Genomic DNA, 20,710 nt, shown 5'->3' on the forward strand with positions numbered 1-20,710 from the left:
AATTGGAGTTAATCTTAATGCCAAAGATTAACTCCAATCCCTGAATAAAAATAGAATAATTATGGCACTTCAACCGATACAGATCATATGCAACGCTTGCCATCACACTTCAACTGAAATCCCAACACGCTCATTTCTTGGTTTTCAAAAAATAAGCTGCCCTCATTGCCATGCGCAACTAACCTACCCGCTCACCTCAGGCTTTCGTACCACTTACGTTATTTTTGCAGTATTTATCGTGCTGTCGATCATGCTTAATCTGTCGCAAGGTCAGGTTGGATTTCCAGGCCTGATAGGTATCGCAATGATATACGCCCTCGTGCGTGATTGGCAGATTCGAAAACAGCTCAAGTAGTCGCCCTTTGCGGGCATCTATAATTCACTTTTCATTTTAAAGCGAAAAAAGATGCAAAATTAACCCATAAAAACTGACGACGATGCAGCTCATAATCGTGCCTGAAGCAATATAACGTGCCGAAGTGCCTGTTCCTTGATAATGCGTTTCTAAAGCCACAATATTGGCTGCAGGGGGTAAGCAGAACAGCATGAACATCACCCCAATATATTTCTCGATCTGGGGAATCGGAAGAAAGGCATAACTCAAACTACAGATCACCGCGCCAACGGTGAGTTTCATCGCATAAATACGACTACTGTTCATCAGATCACGCCACTGTACCTTAGTTTGGCGCAGCCACATGCCTAAGACGCACATCCCTGTGAAACTCATTCCAATTTTTGCAGCCTGATACAGCCAATCTAAGAGCTGATGTTCTTCTATATGCTGTAATCCAACTATTCGACAGACACCTGCAATCATCAAGGCAAATACAGGCGGTGACATCGCCACTTTTTGAATCACGCTCGACCATGGGAGTTGGGCTGAACTGACGGCTGTAACGGCCCACATATTGCCAAAGATAGAGCCACCGACATACAGAGCCACCATCGCTGCACTAATTTCAGGGCCAAACAGTGCTAAGGCAAAAGGAAAACCCAGCCAAGCCAAGTTCAAATAACTGACACACAAGGCACGTAAACTATCTTTTAACAGCCAGCGAAATAAATAAAACATCAGCACGGCAACACTAAAGCTAAAGAGCATGAGCGCTAAACTGCCTGCTTGATAGAACACCATGTTGTAGATGATTACGGCTGGAATAAAACAGCGTGCAAGTAAGCTAGAGAAAATCGATTTGAGCGACGCGGTTCCTGATAATGATGCCAATCCGAGGCCACTTAAAAAACCCAATATCGGAAGAAGAAACGCCACTACACCACCCTCACTGCTCAATCCATGCATAGTAACACTGAACATAAGCTTCGCGGCTGTCTTTAAACTGCAACATCTTGGTCACTTCACTGTCATCTACAACTGCTGAAATGTTGTGCAGACCAACAAGAGGATAACAAGATGGCTGGACTATCGATTTGGCATGTACTGATTTTTGCAATTGTGGTGATTTTACTCTTTGGTACATCAAAACTAAAAAACTTGGGCAAAGATGTCGGCGGCGCGGTCAAAGATTTCAAAAAATCGATGCGTGATGAAGACGCAGCAAATACACAGCTTAATGAGCCTCGCACGCTAGAGCATGAAGCTCAAAATAAAACCAATTCCTCAGTTCAAAGCTAAGGAGTTGTCATAATGCTTAATATTGGTATTAGCGAATTACTGGTGTTCAGCATTATTGCGCTGATCGTACTTGGCCCAGAAAAACTGCCTGAAGGTATCCGCTTTGCAGGTAAATGGTACGGGAAAGTTAAACGACTGATCAGTAACGTACAAACAGATATTGACCGTGAACTTCGCATGTCCGAACTTCGTGAAGAAATGCAACGTATTCAACAGCTCGAAGCGCGTATGCAAGCGCAGATGAATGAATTGCAACAAACGCAACATCCCATAGAACAGACTGCGCAAAAACAACAAGAAGCAGTCCTACCTGACAATAAAAATTTATCCCCACGTTATCAATACATCGAACGTGGTCAGAGCACGATCTTTGCCATGGTTACACCCCAAATGAAAATAAAGCACGAAATTAAAACAGATCAATCTGCTGCATTAAGCTCGACCGATGCATTAGCAGAATATCAGGTGGCCGTATGACAGATCTTTCACTGAACAATTCACAGAACACTGTGCCTGATTTGGAAGAAATGCCGATCACCAAACATTTGGTGATTTTGCGTCGGCATTTGATCAAAATTACAGGACTTATTTTGATTCTGTTCTTTTGTTTACTACCCTTTGCCAATCAAAGCTATCAATTGATGTCAGAGCCACTGCGTGCGCAGTTGCCGATGAACTCATCCATGATTGCAACGGATGTGACCGCCACCTTTATGGCGCCGTTTAAGTTGAATTTCTTTGTCGCGCTAATGCTCGCGATGCCCTTCGTGATTTATCAACTTTGGGCCTTCATCAAACCTGCACTGTATGAAAAAGAGCGGCATTTGGCGATGCCCTTATTATTTGGCAGCATCATCCTTTTCTATGCCGGTATTGCCTTTGCCTATTGGGTTGCCCTGCCATCCATCCTACATTTTTTTATGAGTGTTTCCCCTGAAACGGTCGCCCCAATGACGGACATCAATAGTTATTTAAGTTTTTGCTTAAAACTTTTTTTGGTGTTTGGACTGACCTTTGAGATTCCGATGATCACATTAATTTTGATTTTAATCGGGGTGGTGTCTACTCAAACCTTGGTGGAGAAGCGTCGTTTTATTATCGTCGGCTGTTTTTTTGTCGCCATGTTTGCCACGCCACCCGATGCGCTTTCGATGATCATGTTAGCCATTCCTATGTGGATGCTGTTTGAGCTGGGTTTGTTCTTTGGCAAGCTGATTGAAAAACGACGTGCATCTGCACCTTAAACAAACTTATTTTTCGACAATTTTGGTGAGTTTTACACCTAAGAGGCTGAGATAGCCTCTTTTTTTTATGCACCCATTTAATGTTTTGCAATTTACATGCAGCGAAATCTAAACGCCTATTTCATCAGTTTGCAACATTAGCTTCAAAGCATTGTCATATTTTATCGATAGTTTTATGTGATCAACTTTTACCCAGCACACCTTTGCCAGGATTTAAATTCATGACAAACATGCCATATAACGAAGATCAAGAACTTGATAACAACACTTCGGATAACCTTCATTTTCGTGACATTTTAGAACAACGCATCAGCCGTCGTAGCTTGATTACCAAGACTGCGAGTGGTGCAGTCGCACTTGCATTGGCATCTTCATTAACGGGGTGTAATGATGACAATGACTCAGATTCAAATAGCAATACCAAACCACCAGTTACCGATCCAAATCAAAAACCGACCAAGTTCAATTTCACACCGGTGAAAAAAAATTTAGACGATATTGTGACTGTTCCTGAAGGCTATCAAGCGCATGTGCTATATGCGATGGGTGACTCGATTAACCCTGCATACCCAGCGTGGGATGATAACAATGTTCCTTCTGGCCCGAGCTTCCAATTCCGCTCTGGTGACTGCCATGACGGTATGAGCTTCTTTGGTTTAAATACCACCTCTGGACGTTATGATGCCAAGCAGTCTGATCAAGGTTTGTTGGTGATGAACCATGAATACATCAACCCGACCTTCTTGCACCCGCAAGGCCCAACCAAAGTGGAAGATCGTCGCCCTGAAGATGAAGTTATCCGTGAAGTCAATGCACACGGAGTTTCTGTCATTCAAATTGAAAAAGACAGCAAGACTCAAGCCGTTAAACTGGTACAAAACTCTCCATTTAACCGTCGTATCACAGCATCGACCGTAATGGACTTTAAAGGCCCTGTTGCAGGCTCAAGCTTAGTCAGTACAAAGTTTTCAGCCAATGGTCAACAAACCCGTGGTACACACAACAACTGCGGTAATGGCTATACCCCTTGGGGCACTTACCTGACAACAGAAGAAAACTTCATTGGTTACTTCGCTCGTGCAAAAGACGATGATGCCAAACGTAGTCCTGCTGAAATTGTGGCACTCAACCGTTATGGCCTAAAAGCGGGTGCGAACTCGCGCTATGGTTGGGAAACAGCGATTGGAAGTAATGAGTCTCAAGATTTATATGACCGTTGGTCGGCGAATGTTACCGGTACTCAGGCAGCGGAAGATTACCGTAATGGTCCAAACACCTTTGGTTGGATTGTCGAAATCGATCCATTTGACCGCCGTGAAAACCCAGTAAAACGTACTGCACTGGGTCGCTTTGCACATGAAGACTGCCGTGCAAGTCGCTTGCGTGAAGATGACAACCTTGCGTTTTACATGGGCGATGACTCGCGCGGTGAATACATCTATAAATTTGTATCCGACCAAAAATGGAATAAAAAAGATGTCAACGGTGGCTATGCCGCGGGCGACAAATACATGAACAACGGTAAGTTATACGTTGCCAAATTTAACAATGACGGCAAAGGTCAATGGATTGAATTGAGCTATAACGTCAATGGTTTAAACCAAAGCAACAGCGTTTATCCGTTTAGCTCACAAGCAGATGTTCTGACCTTCGCACGTCTTGCCGCAGATGCTGTCGGTGCTACCAAAATGGACCGTCCTGAATGGGTCGCTGTGCATCCAGACAATGGTGAAGTCTATGTGACCCTCACCAATAACTCGAACCGTGGTACGACGCATGCACTAGATGCTGCCAACCCACGTAACTACATCGACCCTGAAGGTGGTAAAGGCAACGTCAACGGTCATATTATCCGTTTCCGTGAAGATGGTGATACAACCACAGCACTCAGCTTTACTTGGGATATTTACCTGTTTGGTGCTGAAGCAAAAATGGCGAGCAACATTAACTTATCTGGTCTAAATGACAATAATGACTTGTCATCACCTGATGGGATGTGGTTCGACCCACGTGGTGTGTTATGGATTCAAACCGATGACGGTGCTTATACTGATACCACCAACTGTATGATGCTTGCTGCGCTTCCGGGTCAAGTCGGTGATGGTACAAAAGCCACGACATCATCGGGTCAAGAAACCATTGTGGGTGCAAAACTGAATGATGAAAACTTACGTCGCTTCCTGACTGGACCAAAAGAGTGTGAAATCACAGGTGTAACAATGACACCTGACTACAAAGCGATTTTTATCAATGTGCAACATCCCGGTGAAGATTCAGCATCCTATGCTGAACCGACCAGCCACTGGCCGGCATCACAAACCAATGCTGCAGCGACCTCACGTCCTCGCTCAGCGACCGTTGTCATCACCCGTAAAGATGGTGGAGTGATTGCTGGCGAAGCGGTAGAACAAGCTCAGCCAACACAAAAAACCGCATAAAACACCTTTAAAAAATAAGCCGACGAATCGTCGGCTTTTTTTATACCTTTAAATGCACTTCTATCTGGGTGATCTGTCCTTGTTGCTCACCCTGCTGCTGTTTTTCCTGCCAATGCCACTGTGAATCCCGCATACACAATAAATTTGAACAGCGGGTGCCATACACCGGACTTTGAATAAAGGTTGAAGACAGCAAATGTTCCATTTCCGCCTGAATCCCAGTATTGGGTAACAATGATGGAATGATTTTACGTTCATCTTCCAAAATATCCCACGCAGCAGCGTCTATATCCGCCTGTGGTTGCTGGCTTTGTAGCATCGGTAAAAATTCTTGCGTGAAACGTTTGCGTAAATGTCGGGTCTTTTCCCAATGTTCAGTCATTAAACCATTGGATGTGACATACACCCCTTTGGCTAAGACTTGTGGTGCTTCACCGCGATTACTCATATAAACGGCTTGAGTGGCATCGCCAACGAATAAATTAAAGCCCGCATAATTACATTGGATTTGTTCAATTGCTTGCGCAAAACGAATGGGCGTTTGCTCAGATTCTAAAAATTGCTGAATCAAAGCACCACGTGAAGTGGGATATGCAGTCTGATCACGACCATCACGAAAATTGGTCACAATCGCCCAACGCCCTTGAGCGGTTATCCCCATCCATGTTCCACCAGACTGTAAGTCCTGCCCTGCAATAATCGGACTATCTACCCATTGCTTTAGGCCTGCCGTCGGTCGATGATAAAACTCATCACGATTCGAAATCAGGCAGAGTGGCATGTCATCCAAGACCTGCCAAGCAAAAGCCACAATGCACATATTCAACTCTCAATATCTTTACACATTGAATGTACAACATTTTTCAGCACATTCAGCTAAAATCTGTGCAAAACATAATGACAAGGAACAGCAATGCTGACATATCCAAATATCGACCCTGTGGCGATATCACTGGGGCCACTACAAGTTCACTGGTATGGTCTGATGTATTTATTGGCCTTTTTATTTGCATGGGGCTTGGCAAGCTACCGCGCAAAACAACGTGACGGCTGGAACGCAGAAATGGTCTCAGACCTGATTTTCTACGGTGCATTGGGTGTCGTGATTGGTGGACGCTTTGGCTATGTCTTCTTTTATGGTTTCGATCAGTTCCTTGCCAACCCACTGTGGCTATTCCAAGTTTGGACAGGCGGCATGAGCTTCCATGGCGGTTTCCTTGGGGTCATGATTGCCATGTTACTGTGGTGCAAAAAATATAAAATGACCTGGTTTCAAACCCTCGACTTTATTGCACCCTGCGTTCCAACAGGCTTGATGTTTGGTCGTATTGGGAACTTTATTGGTGGCGAACTGTATGGTCGTGCAGTGACCGATCCTAATTTTGCTTTCGGCATGATCTTCCCGACCGATCCACTTCAGTTGGTGCGCCATCCGTCGCAGCTCTATCAAGCACTCTGTGAAGGTTTAATTCTGTTTATTGTGCTGTGGTGGTTTAGTTCAAAACCTCGTCCACGTTATGCCGTTTCAGCTTTGTTCCTCATCGGATATGGTATCGCACGCTTCACCGTTGAATTCTTCCGTGAGCCGGACAATGGTCAACTGTTCATCGGATGGATGAGTAAAGGTCAGTTCCTGACAGTTCCGATGATTCTGATTGGACTATGGATGATGTGGTATGCCTACCAGAAAAAAATCTATGACTGGGGTCCACAAAAGAATCATTAATATTTTCTAAATGTCTTTAAGCAAGCGAGGTCTAAGCCTCGCTTTTTTATGCGCTGAAATTTATTCCTTCATACGCATTTACTCCACATGAAGTGACTGAATTAGACAACTGATCTGTGCTAAAGTTTATTCAGCTTATTTTTAAACTATCGATCCATGCTTGAATTTTGGTTTAACCCCAACGTTTCTGTACTTAAAAAAATCTTGTTTTTTATTGCGATGGTCGTACTGACCGGTGTTCTGTATTGGATGGAACCCCTAACACTTCAAGCCATTCTAATGTTCATGGGTACAGGCGTCATTTTCCTGATTTGTCGTTATTGTAAGATTCATTTTGCAGCAAAAAATCCAACAAGTTTGCTCTATCGTTTATTGACGTGGATACCGATTGCACTGCTGTTGGCACTGGTTTTTATCAATATGAATAGGGGTGAAATTCTGATCCCGGGTGCTCAAGGCATTGGCTTCATGGCTTTGGCAATCTGCCTGCTCTCCCCGATTTCACTGCTGAATAAAAACGAGAACACTTCGCCCGAAGGTAAAGTTTAAATGCTGACGTTTTGGTACTCTGAGCGCTGTAACCGACAAATCAAGCTTATCATTTGTATCAGTACCTGCGTGCTTATTTTTCTATGCGCTGAACAAAAACAACTAGATCCCCGCTTTGCGGGCTTCAGTTTAGCCATTGGTATGATGATTGATCTGCTTTATAAGCTCAGACAAGACAAACTAAAAACACTGTCTCAGTCATTAAAATGCGGTTTGGCTAGTTTGCCAATTTTATGTTTAGTGTGCTTAATTTATTTTCTACCCAATGAGCAACGCTGGATTTTAGCGCTGCAATGTGTGGGCTTTACTGCAATTGGATTATTTATCGTCTCGATCTACAGTCAGCGTGCAAAAAGGTTTGAAGACTAACCTTTTTTGCAGCCATGGGCTTTAATCTGCTAAGCGGTAATAGCTGTATTTCACATTTGGAGTTCGATAGACCGCATAACCCGCTTGACGATAATCAGACACCCAGTCCTTACCTGAATATGCTGCGATATGACCATAACGGCTACTTTGATTGCGGTCAATAATATAGATATCGCCTTTCTTAGGTCGATCAAACGCTAAATTAATTTTTTGATAACCAATTTTTTGTAATGTGCTGCCCCAATCTGCTGCGGCAACGGGGTGACCGTTAAAACGTGCCCCAGCGGACTCAAGTGCTAGACGAACACTGCGGGCACATTTCTGAGTACTGCTTTGGCGGGTAATGCCTTGTAAAAATCCAGTCAAACGATCGATATCGATACGCTGACCATTTCGGGATACCACATTTTTAGTCGCTGCTTTTTGAGTGGTATTGGACTTGCCCGTATTTTTACTCGCCTGAGAACGAATTATGATATTTGCCTGAACTGGAGCATGCACTTCACTCAAGTTTACATTGTGATCATAAGCCATTCTTTAACCCACACTCCCGCCTATATTTAGGCATTCAAAAATTTTAACGAGGGTGATAGTACCGCGTAAATCATGTTTTTTCATGTAAAAAATGTAAGATTTCTTAAACAAATCTTCACATTTAAATACGACCGTCTATTTTTAATTCAAATAGATTTATTTTTTATATCAGACTCTTAATCAAAAATAGTTGTTCAAAATCACCTCTTCATAATGAGAAAAATCACGTTTATTTTTTAATCAAACTTATCTGTATTTTTTTCAACGCTGCGAATGTAACATCGCTTAATATGTAAACAATAAAGCTTAAGTCTTCTAAGCTCATGCTTGATTTAACAGACATATAGTCTCGTTAACACTTGATGTAGTTGTTATGAATAGACGTCTTCAACTCAGACAATTCAGCGCTTGTTGCCTGCAAAATTTTCTCATCACCAAATAAACACCGTATGATTTTGATTTTTTAAACCTGACCATATTCAAGCGCCCATCGCAGTTCCTTCCACACGCAAAACAAGCTAATATGTGCCACAAGAAATTTAGCAAATTATGAGAGAGACATGCGCCAGTATTTAGACCTTTTACAACACATTCTCGACAACGGCGGCGACAAGGGCGACCGTACGGGTACGGGAACACGTTCTGTATTTGGTCATCAAATGCGCTTCGATCTTTCTCAAGGTTTCCCTTTACTCACCACCAAGAAAGTTCATTTCCGCTCTATCGTGATTGAACTGTTGTGGTTCCTTAAAGGTGATACCAATGTTCAATATTTGCAAGACAATAAAGTCTCCATTTGGGATGAATGGTCTACAGCAGAACAAACTGCACGCTTCGGTCGTCCTGCCGGCGAATTAGGTCCTGTTTACGGTCATCAATGGCGTAATTTCGGTGCAACCAAAAAAGCCGATGGCCTATATGAACAAGATGGTTTCGACCAAATCAAATGGTTGGTCAATGAAATCAAAACCAATCCTAACTCTCGTCGTCTAATCGTGTCTGGTTGGAACCCAAATGAGGCAGGTAATGTTGCATTGCCACCATGCCATACCTTGTTTCAATTTTTTGTCCAAAACGGAAAATTATCCTGCCAATTATATCAACGTAGTGCTGACGTTTTCCTAGGTGTGCCGTTTAACATTGCAAGCTATGCCCTGTTAACACACATGATTGCGCAAGTTTGTGGTCTTGGTGTGGGCGACTTCGTTTGGACCGGTGGGGATACACATTTGTATGCCAACCATTTCGAACAAGCGCAGTTGCAACTGACACGTGAACCAATGGGTCTGTGCCAATTAAAACTCAATCCTGAAATCACCGATCTTTTCGATTTTAAATTTGAAGATATAGAAATCGTAGGTTATGAATCACATCCTGCGATTAAAGCTCCAGTTGCGGTTTAATTTTTAGAAATCCCAACTGAAAAGCAAAATCCCGCTTTACCTCAAGCGGGATTTTGCATTCTAATAGACGGCAAATAATTCGGCTATTTGAGTTCAAACTATGGCATTTCAAAATTTAGAAATCGTGCACGTTGTCGCTATGGATCAGCAGTGCTGCATTGGTAAAGGGAATGATTTGCCGTGGCATATTTCTGCAGATTTACAACACTTTAAAACCATCACCCAAGGTGGTGTGGTGGTTATGGGACGCAAAACCTTAGAGTCTATGGGACGTACCCTACCGAAGCGTGTCAATTGGGTCATTACACGAGATAGCAATTGGTCATTTGAAGGCACCAAAGTCGCATATAGTATCGACGAGGCGTTAACGCAAGCTGTTGCTGATGTCGCGAGTTCAGAAAAACCAACGAGTTTGTTTATTATTGGTGGTGGTGAAATTTTTAAGCAAACCATCGGCATCGCAGACCGTTTAGAACTCACGCATGTTGAACTCGATGTTCAAGGTGATGCGCATTATCCTGAAATTCCTGCGGACTTTCAAAAAGTGGCATCAGAACAACACATCGACGACAAAACTGGGATTGCTTTTGAGTTCGCAACTTACCGAAAATAAAGAAAAATCTTAAGCTAAAAGAAAAATATGCAACAGAGTGACCAACAAGCAATGTTCAAAAAAATAGGGCGAAGTATTCTTCATGCTCTATTTAGTGTGTTTGTCCTCTGTTCTTCGATTTGGCTCTGTGCCGCCCTGTGGATACAGCAACCGGCAGGCTGGTTAGGCAGCCGCATTATCATTGGGATCTGGATCGCTTTTGCTCTAAGCATTTTAGGCATCTATATTACCCAACACTTTTTTAGCCGTCGTAAAGATGTCTTAATTTATATTGTGGGCTTTATCTGTGGTCTATTTTGGTATTTTGGCATGGAAGCACGCCAAGATCGTGAATGGAATCCTGAAGTTGCAGAAATTCTACATTATGAAAAGCAAGGCAATCTTGTCACCTTGCACAATGTGCGTAATTTCGACTGGCATGCCGATGGCAGCTATACCCCGCACTGGGAAACCCGCCAATATGACCTAAGTCAAATCAATGGCGTCAACATCATTACCTCGTATTGGATGGGGCCGCAAATTGCCCATACCTTGGTCAGTTTTGATTTTGCTGACCGACCACCGCTGACATTTTCGATTGAAATTCGCAAAGAGAAAAACGAAGAATTCTCTGCGATTGGTGGTTTTTTCCGTAAATATGAACTGAGCCTTATTGCATCTGATGAAAAAGATATCATCTATACCCGCAGCAATACACGCGGAGAACAGGTTTATTTCTTCCCCGTAAACATGCCAAAATCTGAAATGCAGGCGCTGTTTATTGAATATCTACATAAAGCCGATGAACTGCAGACTCAGCCCAAATGGTACAACACGCTCACCAGTAATTGTACAACACTGGTGTTTGATATGATTCAAGCGGTTTCCAAACATCAGCTTCCAACCGATTACCGCTTATTTGCATCGGGTTATTTGCCGAATTATTTGCATGACCTTCATGCCATAGACCAAAATTGGGATATGAAAACATGGTATCAAAAAGCCCATGTTAACCCTCGTGTCTCTCAAATCAAGCAACTGAGCAGTGAACAATATTCCAAATTAATTCGACAAGGTTTGCCGCATTCACAGTCCAATCCAAGCGCCAATCAATTGTAATTCTTAAATATTGATACAAATATGGCTAGCTTATCTGTGCGATATTTGCTTAGATAGTTGAAATGCTTCCACGGGGAAATTCCGATGCTAAAACAAATATTTGTTGCTGCAACTTTGGTTTCAACTTTAGTGGTGACAGGCTGTGAAAGCATGCCTGCACAAGACAACACCATAACTGAAAATTTAAACCTATTACAGAATCGTACTTGGATTGCCACTCAGATTGGCAACACTCCAATCAAAACAGCACCCAATGCGCATAATATTCCAAGCATTCAATTCGATGCGGCTTCAAAACGTGTCTCAGGTGCAGACGGCTGTAATCGTATAATGGGTGGCTATAATGCTGGCAAAGACACCATAACGTTTGGCCCGATTGCTGCGACACAAATGGCTTGTCTCAATAACAATGGGCTAGAGCGACAGTACCATGCAGCACTCGAAAAGGTAACGCATTATCAAGTTTTTGGAAAAACCTTGAAATTGCTAGACCGTCACGGCAATTTATTAATTCAATATGAAAGCGCTGTTCAACCGCGTTAAATTATTAAAAAAGTCTGCTTCGGCAGACTTTTTTATTCACTGTTCAGTCATGCCAGAGACATTTAATGCACATAAACTAGTGATTAGTATACAGACGTACATTGCAGTTTTTAGCTATAACCCCATATTAAACATCAGGGAACAAAATAGGATTTCACTATGCAACAAGCGGTATTTGGTGGTGGGTGCTTTTGGTGTGTAGAAGCAGTTTTTCTACAACTAAAGGGCGTGCAAACAGTCGTCAGTGGTTATGCAGGGGGAGTTACTCAGCATCCGAGCTATGAGCAAATCTGTGAGGGAAACACCCAACATGCAGAAGTCATTCAGATCAATTTTGATGACAGCCAAATCAGTTTTAGCCAATTGCTAGATGTATTTTTCGCAACTCACGATCCAACCACGCTGAACCGTCAAGGCAACGATGTCGGTACACAGTATCGCTCAGTGATTTTCTATCAGGACGAATCACAAAAGCAGCTGGCTGAACAACGTATTGAAGAATTAAAAGCTGAAGGCATCAATATCGTGACTGAACTGAGTCCAATGCCGACCTTCTACCCTGCCGAAGAATATCATCAGAACTTCTTTGCACGTAACCCAAACCAAGGCTATTGTAATTTCTCAATACCACCTAAACTCATGAAATTACGTAGCAAATTTCAAGACCTACTCAAATCTGAGTGATCTATTTGTACGACGTCTTTTCAAAATAGAGACATAAAAAAAGCGACATTTCAGTCGCTTTTTTTAGTTATCTTTGCTCAGTGCTTAGTTATCACTGGCAAAGGCGATATCGCTGAGTCCGGCTCCACTCGCACGCGACATCACTTGTGCAACTGTGTCATAACGTGATTCTTTATCGGCTTTTAATACCAATGCAGGCTTACGTTCTTGCTGACCAGCTGTATTTAGACGACTTTCTAAATCTTCGAGCGTGACAATATCACCATTCCAAGCGATATCACCCGCTGAGTTAATGCTGATGGTTACGCTTTCAGTTGGCAGATCAATCACTTCTGCAGTCGTTTGTGGCAAGGTTAATGGAATTGATGGGTTGGCAACAGTCGCAGTCACCAAGAAGATGATCATCAATACCAACATAATATCGATGAGCGGAATGAGGTTCATCTCATTCATGCCAGCATCGTTGTCTTCACCCAATTGAAAAGCCATTAAGCTTGACCTCCAGCTAAACTTTGCTGTGCAGTTTTCAAGTCTTCTTTCTTCGCTGCAGATTCTTGTTGCAACATAGTATCAATCAATAAACCATGCGCTTGATCTTGCAATTCATTCGAAAGTGTACGGTTAAAACGAACACAAATGTTATAAGCCAATACCGCAGGAATCGCCACAGCCAAACCAAGACCGGTCATGATCAAAGCTTCACCGACTGGAGTTGCCACTTGCGCTAAACCCGCTTGACCGCTTTTACCCACTGCTACAAGGGCATGGAAAATACCCCATACTGTACCGAACAAACCTACGAACGGTGCAATTGAAGCAATCGTACCCAATACAGATACGCCTTTTTCAGCATTAGCTTTTTCTACCGAAATTTGACGTAGTAATGCTTGTTCAGCCACAGCCTTACGTTGTTCAAAAGCCAAAGGAGCAAATTTCGCTTTCAGTTTGCTTAGTGCATCTGCAAGGTGGTTATACGCCACTTGTTTGAGCTGACGTGTGCCCATAATACGAAGAACGAAGATCGTCCAAGTCGCAATCGACATTGCAAGTAACACGAAATACAGTGTTTTGCTGACTGCATCTGCATGTTGCCAATAAACTGAAAAGTTCATATTCGAACTCCTAATGGGTTAGCCGGAATCTTAATTAAGTTTAAAGTTAAATGGTTGATCAACCCGCGTCGGAGTTGCCACACCATTATCAATATATTTGGATAAACGTGCACGCTTCACTGCAGCAGTCACTTTACGGTTTACAGCAGCGCTACAAGTCGAGTTTTTAATCGTTGCTGATTCGACTTTACCTTCAGCACTTGCAGCAATCGCAACTTCAACTGTACACGACGCTTTTAATTCACCATCTTCAAATTGAACATTCGGTTTCTTAATCCAACTGACACCATTACCAATGCTCACAGTTTTAGGTGTCGGTGGCGCAGGTGGTGCTGGAGGCGCAGGTGGTGGTGCAACAGGTGCCGGAGGTGTTGGTTCAACACGAACGACTTTCGTTTCAGAAACCACAGTTGAAACAACAGGTGTTGGTGGTACGTTTTTGACCGCTTCAACAGTTGGTTTCGGCGCATCTTTCTTTTTCACCTGTTCCACTTTTTCCACTTTCTTCGGTGGAGGTGGTAAAGGCTTATCTACAATTTTAACTTCTTTTGGCTTTGGTGGCTCTTTCTTCGGTTCTGGTTTTGGCTTCGGAGGTTCTGGTTTTTTCTCTTCAACAATCTTCACAAAGCGAACTTTAATCGGATCTTTTTCGATCGGTTTAAGTTCTGGTGCTTTCATATTGCTGACCGCCCACAATACCCCCATATGCCCTACCACAACAGCGAGAAGCGCAGTAATGATTTTCTTTTTCATCGGGTTAGGTGATTGCATCATTGGAGCGGGAGATTGACTCATTAAACTCAGTTACCTTGAAGAAGCGATTGCATTTATTTTGTCAAAAATACAATCATGCTCATCGGTTAGCACAATTAAAGTACGGCAATAATAAATGAGAAGTGTTTTCATTTGCAACTATTAATTCGTCAGTTTTAATGACTTTTTTTAATCATAATATAAAAAAGGCATACCTAAAGTATGCCCTTTTATTCAAAAATTCATCTCGTTTTATTGAAATACAACAGTTTTATTACCATCGACAATAATACGATCTTCAAGATGCCATTTGACTGCACGTGCGAGCACATTACGCTCTACGTCCTGACCTAACTCGCGCAATTGTTCAACGGTAAAGTCGTGACTTACACGCTCTACGTCTTGCTCAATAATCGGACCTTGGTCAAGATCAGCAGTTACATAGTGCGCTGTTGCACCAATCAGTTTCACGCCTTTTTCATGCGCTTGCTTATATGGGTTCGCACCAACAAAGGCTGGGAGGAATGAATGGTGAATGTTGATCACTTTCATTTCCCATTTTTGAACAAATTCTTCGTCTAAAATTTGCATATAACGAGCAAGAACGAGTAAATCATTGCCTTGCATCAACTGATCAATTTGCTCATAAGCTTCACGTTTGTTTTCTTTATTCACAGGAACAACTTCAAACGGAATACCGAAATTTTCTACAGATTCACGTAAAGCATCGTGGTTAGACACGACTTTGGTGATTTCACATGGCAAACCACCACGTGCATGACGCCACAACAGCTCAAGCAAAGCATGGTCAACTTTTGACACCAAGATACCGACTTTCTTCACATCACTGACTAAAGCTAAACGCCAGTGCATGTTGTAACGCTCAGCAACATTGCTCGCAAATGTTTGAGTTAGACTTTCTTTACGGCTTTGTAAATTGTCCAATTCGAACTCAACACGCATGAAGTATCGCCCCCCTTGAGCTTCAGTCGCGTATTGATCAAGTGCGGTAATATTTGCTCCCTGATGATACAAAAAGCTCGATACAGCTTGCACAATCCCTGGTTTATCTTCACAGGTAATGAGTAAGCGTGCTGTGTTAGCGGTCGACATATTCATGTTGGTTTATATCACTAATCAGTTAAATTGAAAAAAGAGCCGAGTATTCTAACGCTTTTTAAAGCCAGACTAAATAGTCTTATTCAGTAACCTGATGCTTTACGTTTGAAAGACTTGCAAATAAGTCCGACGGCCCTAAAGTTTCGAGCAATCGCTCATAGGTTTCACGGCTTTCACCACGTAGATATGCGCCTTCTAAGAACACCATTTGTCGCAGTGCTTGCCACACCCACTTTTCTTCCAAAGTGTTGGAGTCGGTAATATGGCCCGACATATAAAGGAAGTTGGTCCAGTTGGTCAGCACGATCCACAAATTAATGGTTAAGGCCTCAATTTCAGAATCAGTCATCTGCATTAAACCTGCATCGACAAAGGCACGATAAATTTTCTGGCCTTGTTGCATGACTTGACCAGCAAAACGTGGATACATTTTACGGAAATCTTCATTATTTTCGACCAAGTGATAAACATCACGATGTAAAAAGCGATAAGCCCATAATTGGCTACTTAATACTTGAAAATAGCGAATTTTATCATTGGCATCTAATTGACGATCATCAGGAAGCGCTAACATTTCTAGCGTTTCTTGCTGATATTGCTCCATTAATTCCTTAATAATTTCACTTTTATTTCGGAAATGGTAATACAAGTTACCTGGGCTCATTCCCAGTTCAGCAGCAATATGATTGGTTGTCACTGAACGCTCGCCACGCTCATTAAACAACTGCAAACTCAGCTGCAAAATACGTTCTTTCGTTTTTAAGGTTTTGGTGTGAGACATCCTAAAACAACCATTTATTTCAAAGCATTAGAACACTAACACATAAAGTAACTTGACTATTTAGAGTATTTGCTCTAAAAATTAATTAATCGCTAATTTGGATATGGTCGTGCGACATGAATAGTCAAACAAAAACAACTTCAATGACACCACATTCTTTTGATCACCAGCATCTCAACAATATGTTGGAACAGCAGAAACAATCGTATTTACGTTACCCATTGCCTACAGCGAAGGAACGTATTGACCGTTTGGCTCGGCTTAAGCGTATCTTAGTTAAGTATCAAGATCAATTTGCTGATGCAATTAATCAAGACTATGGTAACCGTTCTATTGGTGAAACCAAGATTGGTGAGTTGCTCACATGTCTTGAACACATCAAATATTATAGCAAGCATTTGACAGACTGGATGAAACCATCCAAACGCCATGTCGGAATTATTCATCAACCTGCAAAAGCATGGGTGCAATATCAACCGCTTGGTGTCGTCGGCATTATTACGCCATGGAACTACCCACTGCTTCTTTCTATAGGCCCACTGATTTGTGCTTTGGCTGCGGGCAACCATGCCATGATCAAAATCTCGAGTGCCTCTGCGGCATTCGGTGATGTATTAGAAAAAGCCCTCGCAGAAGCATTTCCTCAAGAATTGGTCGCAGTCGTCAATGGTGGTGGCCCAATTTCAGATGCGTTTAGTCACCTTGCCTTCGATAAAATGATTTTTACTGGCTCGACCAATGTCGGTAAAACTGTCATGGCTGCTGCGTCTGAAAACTTAGTTCCGGTGATTTTAGAATTAGGCGGAAAGTCACCTGTATTGGTTCATCCGTCTATTGACCTTGCGGATGTTGCACAGCGTCTTGCGGTTGGTAAACTTTGGAATGCAGGTCAAACTTGTGTTGCACCTGATTATGTGTTCTTACCTCGTGGTAAAACTGCTGAATTTTTAGATCACTATAAAGTGTGCGTTGAAGCTATGTACCCAAGTATTGCTCATAATCAGGACTACACCTCGATTATTAATGACAAGCAGTACAAGCGCCTACAAGGTTATTTAGAAGATGCACGTGATCAAGGCGCACAAATCATCAGTTTTAACCCAAAAAATGAAGATGTGGACGCTGTACGTAAAATTGCACCGACTGTTTTAACGGGTGTCACTCCAAACATGCAAATTATGCAGCATGAAATCTTCGGTCCGATCCTTCCGATCATGGAATATGATCAAATTGACGAGGTTATTGCTTTTATTAATAGCCGTCCTCGTCCACTTGCTTTATACTATTTCGACTTTGATCAGGCACGTGCCGACTATGTCGCGACACGTACCCATTCAGGACATTTCGGACAAAACACGGTATTAACCCATGTGGCTCAAGATGACCTGCCTTTTGGCGGTGTGGGGGCTTCGGGTATGGGGAAATATCATGGTCCAGAAGGTTTCTTCAGTTTGTCGCATGAACGCTCGGTGATGTCGAATCCAAAACTCTATAGTTTGAAATTCATTCTTCCACCGTTCAATAAGCCGATTCACAAACTGATTTCGAAGACACTTCTTCGATAAACGATCAAGGCATGAACGATCACACTAGGTGATCGTTCGTTTTATGCAAAATCGCTTGTCTTTTAAGCGCATTTTTGATATAAAACGCCCCTTGAATGAATTCAATGTTTTTTTTGACTGGCCATACAGATTTGCTGTTGGCTAAATCAATGGAGTTACACCATGTCTAAGGTTTGCCAAGTTACCGGCAAGCGTCCAGTCGTTGGTAACAACGTCTCACACGCCAACAACAAAACTAAACGCCGGTTCGAGCCGAACCTGCATCACCACCGTTTTTGGTTAGAAAGCGAAAAACGTTTCGTACGTCTTCGTCTAACTACTAAAGGTATGCGTATTATCGACAAATTGGGCATCGAAAAGGTTGTTGCTGACCTACGTGCTCAAGGTCAAAAGATCTAAGGAGCTACGAACATGCGTGATAAAATTCGCCTAGTTTCTTCTGCTGGTACAGGTTATTTCTACACTACCACTAAGAACAAACGTACTATGCCGGAAAAAATGGAAATCAAAAAATTTGATCCAAAAATCCGTCAACACGTAATTTTCAAAGAAGCTAAAATCAAATAATTTTAGTTTTTTGAAAAAAACGACCTGCTTAGGTCGTTTTTTTTTGCATTTTTTTTATTCGAATTGCTAAACTTTCAAAATGCTTTTGGCACTTTTTGTGCTTGTCTTTTTTACCCTTAACTTAGGCTTAAGGAGTTTTTAGTGCCTCATGATGTAGAACTCATAATATTACTTGCTGTTGGCTTTGGTTTTGCCTTAATTTTTGGCTATATAGCTGCGCGCCTGCGACTTCCTCCCCTCATCGGCTATCTGATTGCCGGTATTATTATTAGCCCAAATACGCCTGGAGTAGTTGGTGACATCCATCTCGCTAACCAGTTGGCCGAACTCGGTGTCATGTTCCTGATGTTTGGCGTGGGTATGCACTTTTCACTCAATGATTTGATGCAAGTCCGTCGTATTGCTTTGCCCGGTGCCATTTTACAAATTGCAGTGGCGACCTTACTGGGTATGGGAATTTCCATGCTTTGGGGCTGGAGCATGGGCTCAGCCTTAGTGTTTGGCTTAAGTTTGTCGTGTGCAAGTACGGTGGTTCTCCTCAAGGCTCTCGGTGACCGAGGCTTACTTAACTCCGTGAATGGTAAAATTGCTGTAGGCTGGCTCTTGGTTGAAGATCTGGTCATGGTCTTGGTTCTGGTCTTACTCCCTGCCACAGCAGTATTGCTTGGTGGACAGCCACTCACAGAAAGTAGTGCAGATGAAAATATCTGGCTCACCCTTGGTATTACCTTACTCAAAGTGGCAGGTTTTATTGCCTTTATGCTAATCATTGGTAAACGCTTAGTGCCAATGATTATGCAAGTGGTTGCGCGCTTAGGCTCACGTGAATTATTCACGCTCACCGTGGTTGCAGCAGCCGTGTCTATTGCCTTTGGTGCCTACAAGGTATTTGGTGTATCCATGGCACTGGGCGCATTTTTTGCTGGGATGGTAGTCAAAGAATCGGACTTTAGTCACCGTGCAGAAGAAGAAACCCTTCCGCTTCGTGAAATTTTTTCGATTCTGTTTTTCGTCTCCGTCGGCATGCTGTTTGATCCACGGATCTTGATTGAACAACCGCTTCACGTCTTAGCTGTGGTCGGCATTATCATGATTGGTAAGACCATCGCTGCAATGGCGTTGGTGTTGTTCTTCCGTTACCCCATCAATACCGCATTAACCGTTGGGGCGAGTTTGGCGCAGATTGGTGAGTTCTCATTTATTTTGGCGACCTTAGGTGTATCTCTAAATCTCCTTTCAATGGAAGGTCAAAATCTGATACTGGCAGGCGCTTTAATCTCGATTACGCTGAATTCATTTATATTTTCTGCAATCGAGCCTATGCAGCGACTCATCCGTGAGCGCTCGAATTTGGCCCGTTTACTGGAACGTAGTAGTGACCCATTGGCCATGTTGCCGGATGAGGTCTCACAGGATTATCTGCGTGATCAGGTGGTGCTGATTGGTCATGGTGAAGTCGGTCGTCGTATTACCCGCGAATTAATGAATGAAAACATTAAAGTGGTTATTGCTGAAGAAAACCGTGAAATCGTGGAAAACTTGCGGGAAAAAGGCATCGCTGCGGTATCCGGTGTAGCAACAGAACCTGGGGTTTTAATTCAAGCCCATATTCAACACGCACGCCTTTTGGTCATTTCACCTATGGATATTTTAGATATTCATAAAATTGTCGATATTGCTAAAATGCTGAATCCGTCTATCCAAGTATTGGTTTGTGCGGAAAGTAAAGAAGAAGCTGAAGTCATTCGTCGTGACAATATCGGTGAGGTTTATTATGCCAAAGAGGAAATGGCGAAAAATATGAGCAATCATATTTTAAATCAAATCCAAATTGCCCATCACCAAACTCCGACACACTAAACTAAGTTCCTAATTAAGTTCTTATGGGCAATACCCAAAAGGCGATGCATTAAAGCATCGCTTTTTTTAAACTGATATAATTCATTAATTTTAAAATTACAAATAATTGAATTTAA

Annotated in this window: 24 protein-coding genes; 16 read left to right on the forward strand and 8 right to left on the reverse strand. The window is 42.5% G+C overall.

The genetic code is table 11. The features are described from left to right. Nucleotides 1-391 precede the first annotated feature (391 nt). Complete coding sequence (locus FTU62_RS00095) at nt 392-1,273, reverse strand: permease (RefSeq protein ID WP_180101717.1); 882 nt, start codon at nt 1,271-1,273, stop codon at nt 392-394. Between the two features lie 141 nt (nt 1,274-1,414). Between FTU62_RS00095 and tatA the strand changes: the two genes are divergently transcribed. From tatA to FTU62_RS00115, 4 genes are all read left to right on the forward strand, one after another. Beyond that, nucleotides 1,415-1,636, forward strand: a complete 222-nt coding sequence (gene tatA / locus FTU62_RS00100; RefSeq protein WP_078189673.1) for a Sec-independent protein translocase subunit TatA — start codon at nt 1,415-1,417, stop codon at nt 1,634-1,636. A 12-nt stretch (nt 1,637-1,648) separates the two neighbouring features. Further along, nucleotides 1,649-2,113 (forward strand): Sec-independent protein translocase protein TatB, encoded by a 465-nt coding sequence (tatB, locus tag FTU62_RS00105; RefSeq protein ID WP_180101385.1) that lies wholly within the window; start codon nt 1,649-1,651, stop codon nt 2,111-2,113. Continuing rightward, nucleotides 2,110-2,880 (forward strand): twin-arginine translocase subunit TatC, encoded by a 771-nt coding sequence (gene tatC / locus FTU62_RS00110; protein WP_180101387.1) that lies wholly within the window; start codon nt 2,110-2,112, stop codon nt 2,878-2,880. Before tatB ends, tatC begins: the two co-directional genes overlap by 4 nt. A 221-nt stretch (nt 2,881-3,101) precedes the next feature. Continuing rightward, complete coding sequence (locus FTU62_RS00115; RefSeq protein ID WP_180101389.1) at nt 3,102-5,318, forward strand: PhoX family phosphatase; 2,217 nt, start codon at nt 3,102-3,104, stop codon at nt 5,316-5,318. 40 nt (nt 5,319-5,358) lie between these two features. On the opposite strand, the gene FTU62_RS00120 is transcribed toward FTU62_RS00115, so the two are convergent. After that, a complete protein-coding gene (locus tag FTU62_RS00120; RefSeq protein WP_180101391.1) occupies nt 5,359-6,138 on the reverse strand; it encodes an NRDE family protein in 780 nt (259 codons plus the stop codon). Nucleotides 6,139-6,231: 93 nt separating this feature from the next. Here FTU62_RS00120 and lgt point away from each other — a divergent pair, with 93 nt between their 5' ends. The 3 genes from lgt (at nt 6,232) to FTU62_RS00135 (ending at nt 7,962) form a co-directional block, all read left to right on the forward strand. Beyond that, a complete protein-coding gene (gene lgt, locus FTU62_RS00125) occupies nt 6,232-7,044 on the forward strand; it encodes a prolipoprotein diacylglyceryl transferase (RefSeq protein WP_180007176.1) in 813 nt (270 codons plus the stop codon). Nucleotides 7,045-7,200: 156 nt separating this feature from the next. Further along, nucleotides 7,201-7,593: a hypothetical protein gene (locus tag FTU62_RS00130; RefSeq protein WP_180101393.1), complete on the forward strand. Its 393-nt coding sequence runs from the start codon at nt 7,201-7,203 to the stop codon at nt 7,591-7,593. After that, nucleotides 7,594-7,962 carry a hypothetical protein gene (locus FTU62_RS00135; protein WP_180101395.1) on the forward strand — a complete coding sequence of 123 codons (369 nt, stop codon included), beginning with the start codon at nt 7,594-7,596 and terminating at the stop codon, nt 7,960-7,962. A 21-nt stretch (nt 7,963-7,983) separates the two neighbouring features. Here the strand turns inward: FTU62_RS00135 and FTU62_RS00140 are convergent, their stop codons facing one another. Continuing rightward, nucleotides 7,984-8,496 carry a peptidoglycan amidohydrolase family protein gene (locus tag FTU62_RS00140; RefSeq protein ID WP_078189680.1) on the reverse strand — a complete coding sequence of 171 codons (513 nt, stop codon included), beginning with the start codon at nt 8,494-8,496 and terminating at the stop codon, nt 7,984-7,986. A gap of 560 nt (nt 8,497-9,056) precedes the next feature. On the opposite strand from FTU62_RS00140, the gene thyA reads away from it, so the two are divergent. From thyA to msrA, 5 genes are all read left to right on the forward strand, one after another. Continuing rightward, on the forward strand, nt 9,057-9,899 hold the full coding sequence (gene thyA / locus FTU62_RS00145; protein ID WP_078189681.1) for a thymidylate synthase: 843 nt from the start codon (nt 9,057-9,059) through the stop codon (nt 9,897-9,899). Nucleotides 9,900-9,999: 100 nt separating this feature from the next. Beyond that, complete coding sequence (locus FTU62_RS00150; RefSeq protein ID WP_180101397.1) at nt 10,000-10,512, forward strand: dihydrofolate reductase; 513 nt, start codon at nt 10,000-10,002, stop codon at nt 10,510-10,512. Nucleotides 10,513-10,539: 27 nt separating this feature from the next. Further along, nucleotides 10,540-11,610, forward strand: coding sequence for a DUF4105 domain-containing protein (locus tag FTU62_RS00155; RefSeq protein ID WP_180101399.1), 1,071 nt, complete (start codon nt 10,540-10,542; stop codon nt 11,608-11,610). Nucleotides 11,611-11,694: 84 nt separating this feature from the next. After that, entirely contained in the window at nt 11,695-12,153 is a 459-nt protein-coding gene (locus FTU62_RS00160) for an META domain-containing protein (protein ID WP_111884063.1), read from the forward strand. A 159-nt stretch (nt 12,154-12,312) separates the two neighbouring features. After that, nucleotides 12,313-12,837: a peptide-methionine (S)-S-oxide reductase MsrA gene (gene msrA, locus FTU62_RS00165; protein WP_180024449.1), complete on the forward strand. Its 525-nt coding sequence runs from the start codon at nt 12,313-12,315 to the stop codon at nt 12,835-12,837. An 84-nt stretch (nt 12,838-12,921) separates the two neighbouring features. Here msrA and FTU62_RS00170 read toward each other — a convergent pair whose 3' ends face one another. The 5 genes from FTU62_RS00170 to FTU62_RS00190 all read right to left on the reverse strand — a co-directional run bounded on the left by FTU62_RS00170 (nt 12,922) and on the right by FTU62_RS00190 (nt 16,602). Beyond that, entirely contained in the window at nt 12,922-13,326 is a 405-nt protein-coding gene (locus FTU62_RS00170; protein ID WP_078192724.1) for a biopolymer transporter ExbD, read from the reverse strand. Beyond that, nucleotides 13,326-13,949 carry a MotA/TolQ/ExbB proton channel family protein gene (locus FTU62_RS00175; RefSeq protein ID WP_180101401.1) on the reverse strand — a complete coding sequence of 208 codons (624 nt, stop codon included), beginning with the start codon at nt 13,947-13,949 and terminating at the stop codon, nt 13,326-13,328. The genes FTU62_RS00170 and FTU62_RS00175 overlap by 1 nt, the downstream gene beginning before the upstream one ends. A 30-nt stretch (nt 13,950-13,979) precedes the next feature. Beyond that, the gene (locus FTU62_RS00180; RefSeq protein WP_180101403.1) at nt 13,980-14,744 is read right to left on the reverse strand and encodes a TonB family protein; all 765 of its coding nucleotides are present in this window, start codon (nt 14,742-14,744) and stop codon (nt 13,980-13,982) included. Nucleotides 14,745-14,954: 210 nt separating this feature from the next. Further along, nucleotides 14,955-15,821 (reverse strand): formyltetrahydrofolate deformylase, encoded by an 867-nt coding sequence (gene purU / locus FTU62_RS00185; protein WP_078192727.1) that lies wholly within the window; start codon nt 15,819-15,821, stop codon nt 14,955-14,957. A 79-nt stretch (nt 15,822-15,900) separates the two neighbouring features. Beyond that, nucleotides 15,901-16,602, reverse strand: a complete 702-nt coding sequence (locus FTU62_RS00190; RefSeq protein ID WP_180034938.1) for a TetR/AcrR family transcriptional regulator — start codon at nt 16,600-16,602, stop codon at nt 15,901-15,903. A gap of 116 nt (nt 16,603-16,718) precedes the next feature. Here FTU62_RS00190 and FTU62_RS00195 point away from each other — a divergent pair, with 116 nt between their 5' ends. The 4 genes from FTU62_RS00195 to FTU62_RS00210 all read left to right on the forward strand — a co-directional run bounded on the left by FTU62_RS00195 (nt 16,719) and on the right by FTU62_RS00210 (nt 20,594). Then, entirely contained in the window at nt 16,719-18,167 is a 1,449-nt protein-coding gene (locus FTU62_RS00195) for a coniferyl aldehyde dehydrogenase (protein ID WP_180101405.1), read from the forward strand. Between the two features lie 162 nt (nt 18,168-18,329). Then, complete coding sequence (gene rpmB / locus FTU62_RS00200) at nt 18,330-18,566, forward strand: 50S ribosomal protein L28 (RefSeq protein ID WP_000048256.1); 237 nt, start codon at nt 18,330-18,332, stop codon at nt 18,564-18,566. Between the two features lie 12 nt (nt 18,567-18,578). Then, nucleotides 18,579-18,734, forward strand: a complete 156-nt coding sequence (gene rpmG, locus FTU62_RS00205; RefSeq protein WP_001205031.1) for a 50S ribosomal protein L33 — start codon at nt 18,579-18,581, stop codon at nt 18,732-18,734. A gap of 141 nt (nt 18,735-18,875) precedes the next feature. Then, on the forward strand, nt 18,876-20,594 hold the full coding sequence (locus FTU62_RS00210; protein WP_180024451.1) for a cation:proton antiporter: 1,719 nt from the start codon (nt 18,876-18,878) through the stop codon (nt 20,592-20,594). The last annotated feature ends 116 nt before the right edge of the window (nt 20,595-20,710 follow it).

Origin of the sequence: Acinetobacter sp. YH12126, from assembly GCF_013418745.1 — a bacterium.
Classification (GTDB): Bacteria; Pseudomonadota; Gammaproteobacteria; order Pseudomonadales; family Moraxellaceae; genus Acinetobacter; species Acinetobacter amyesii.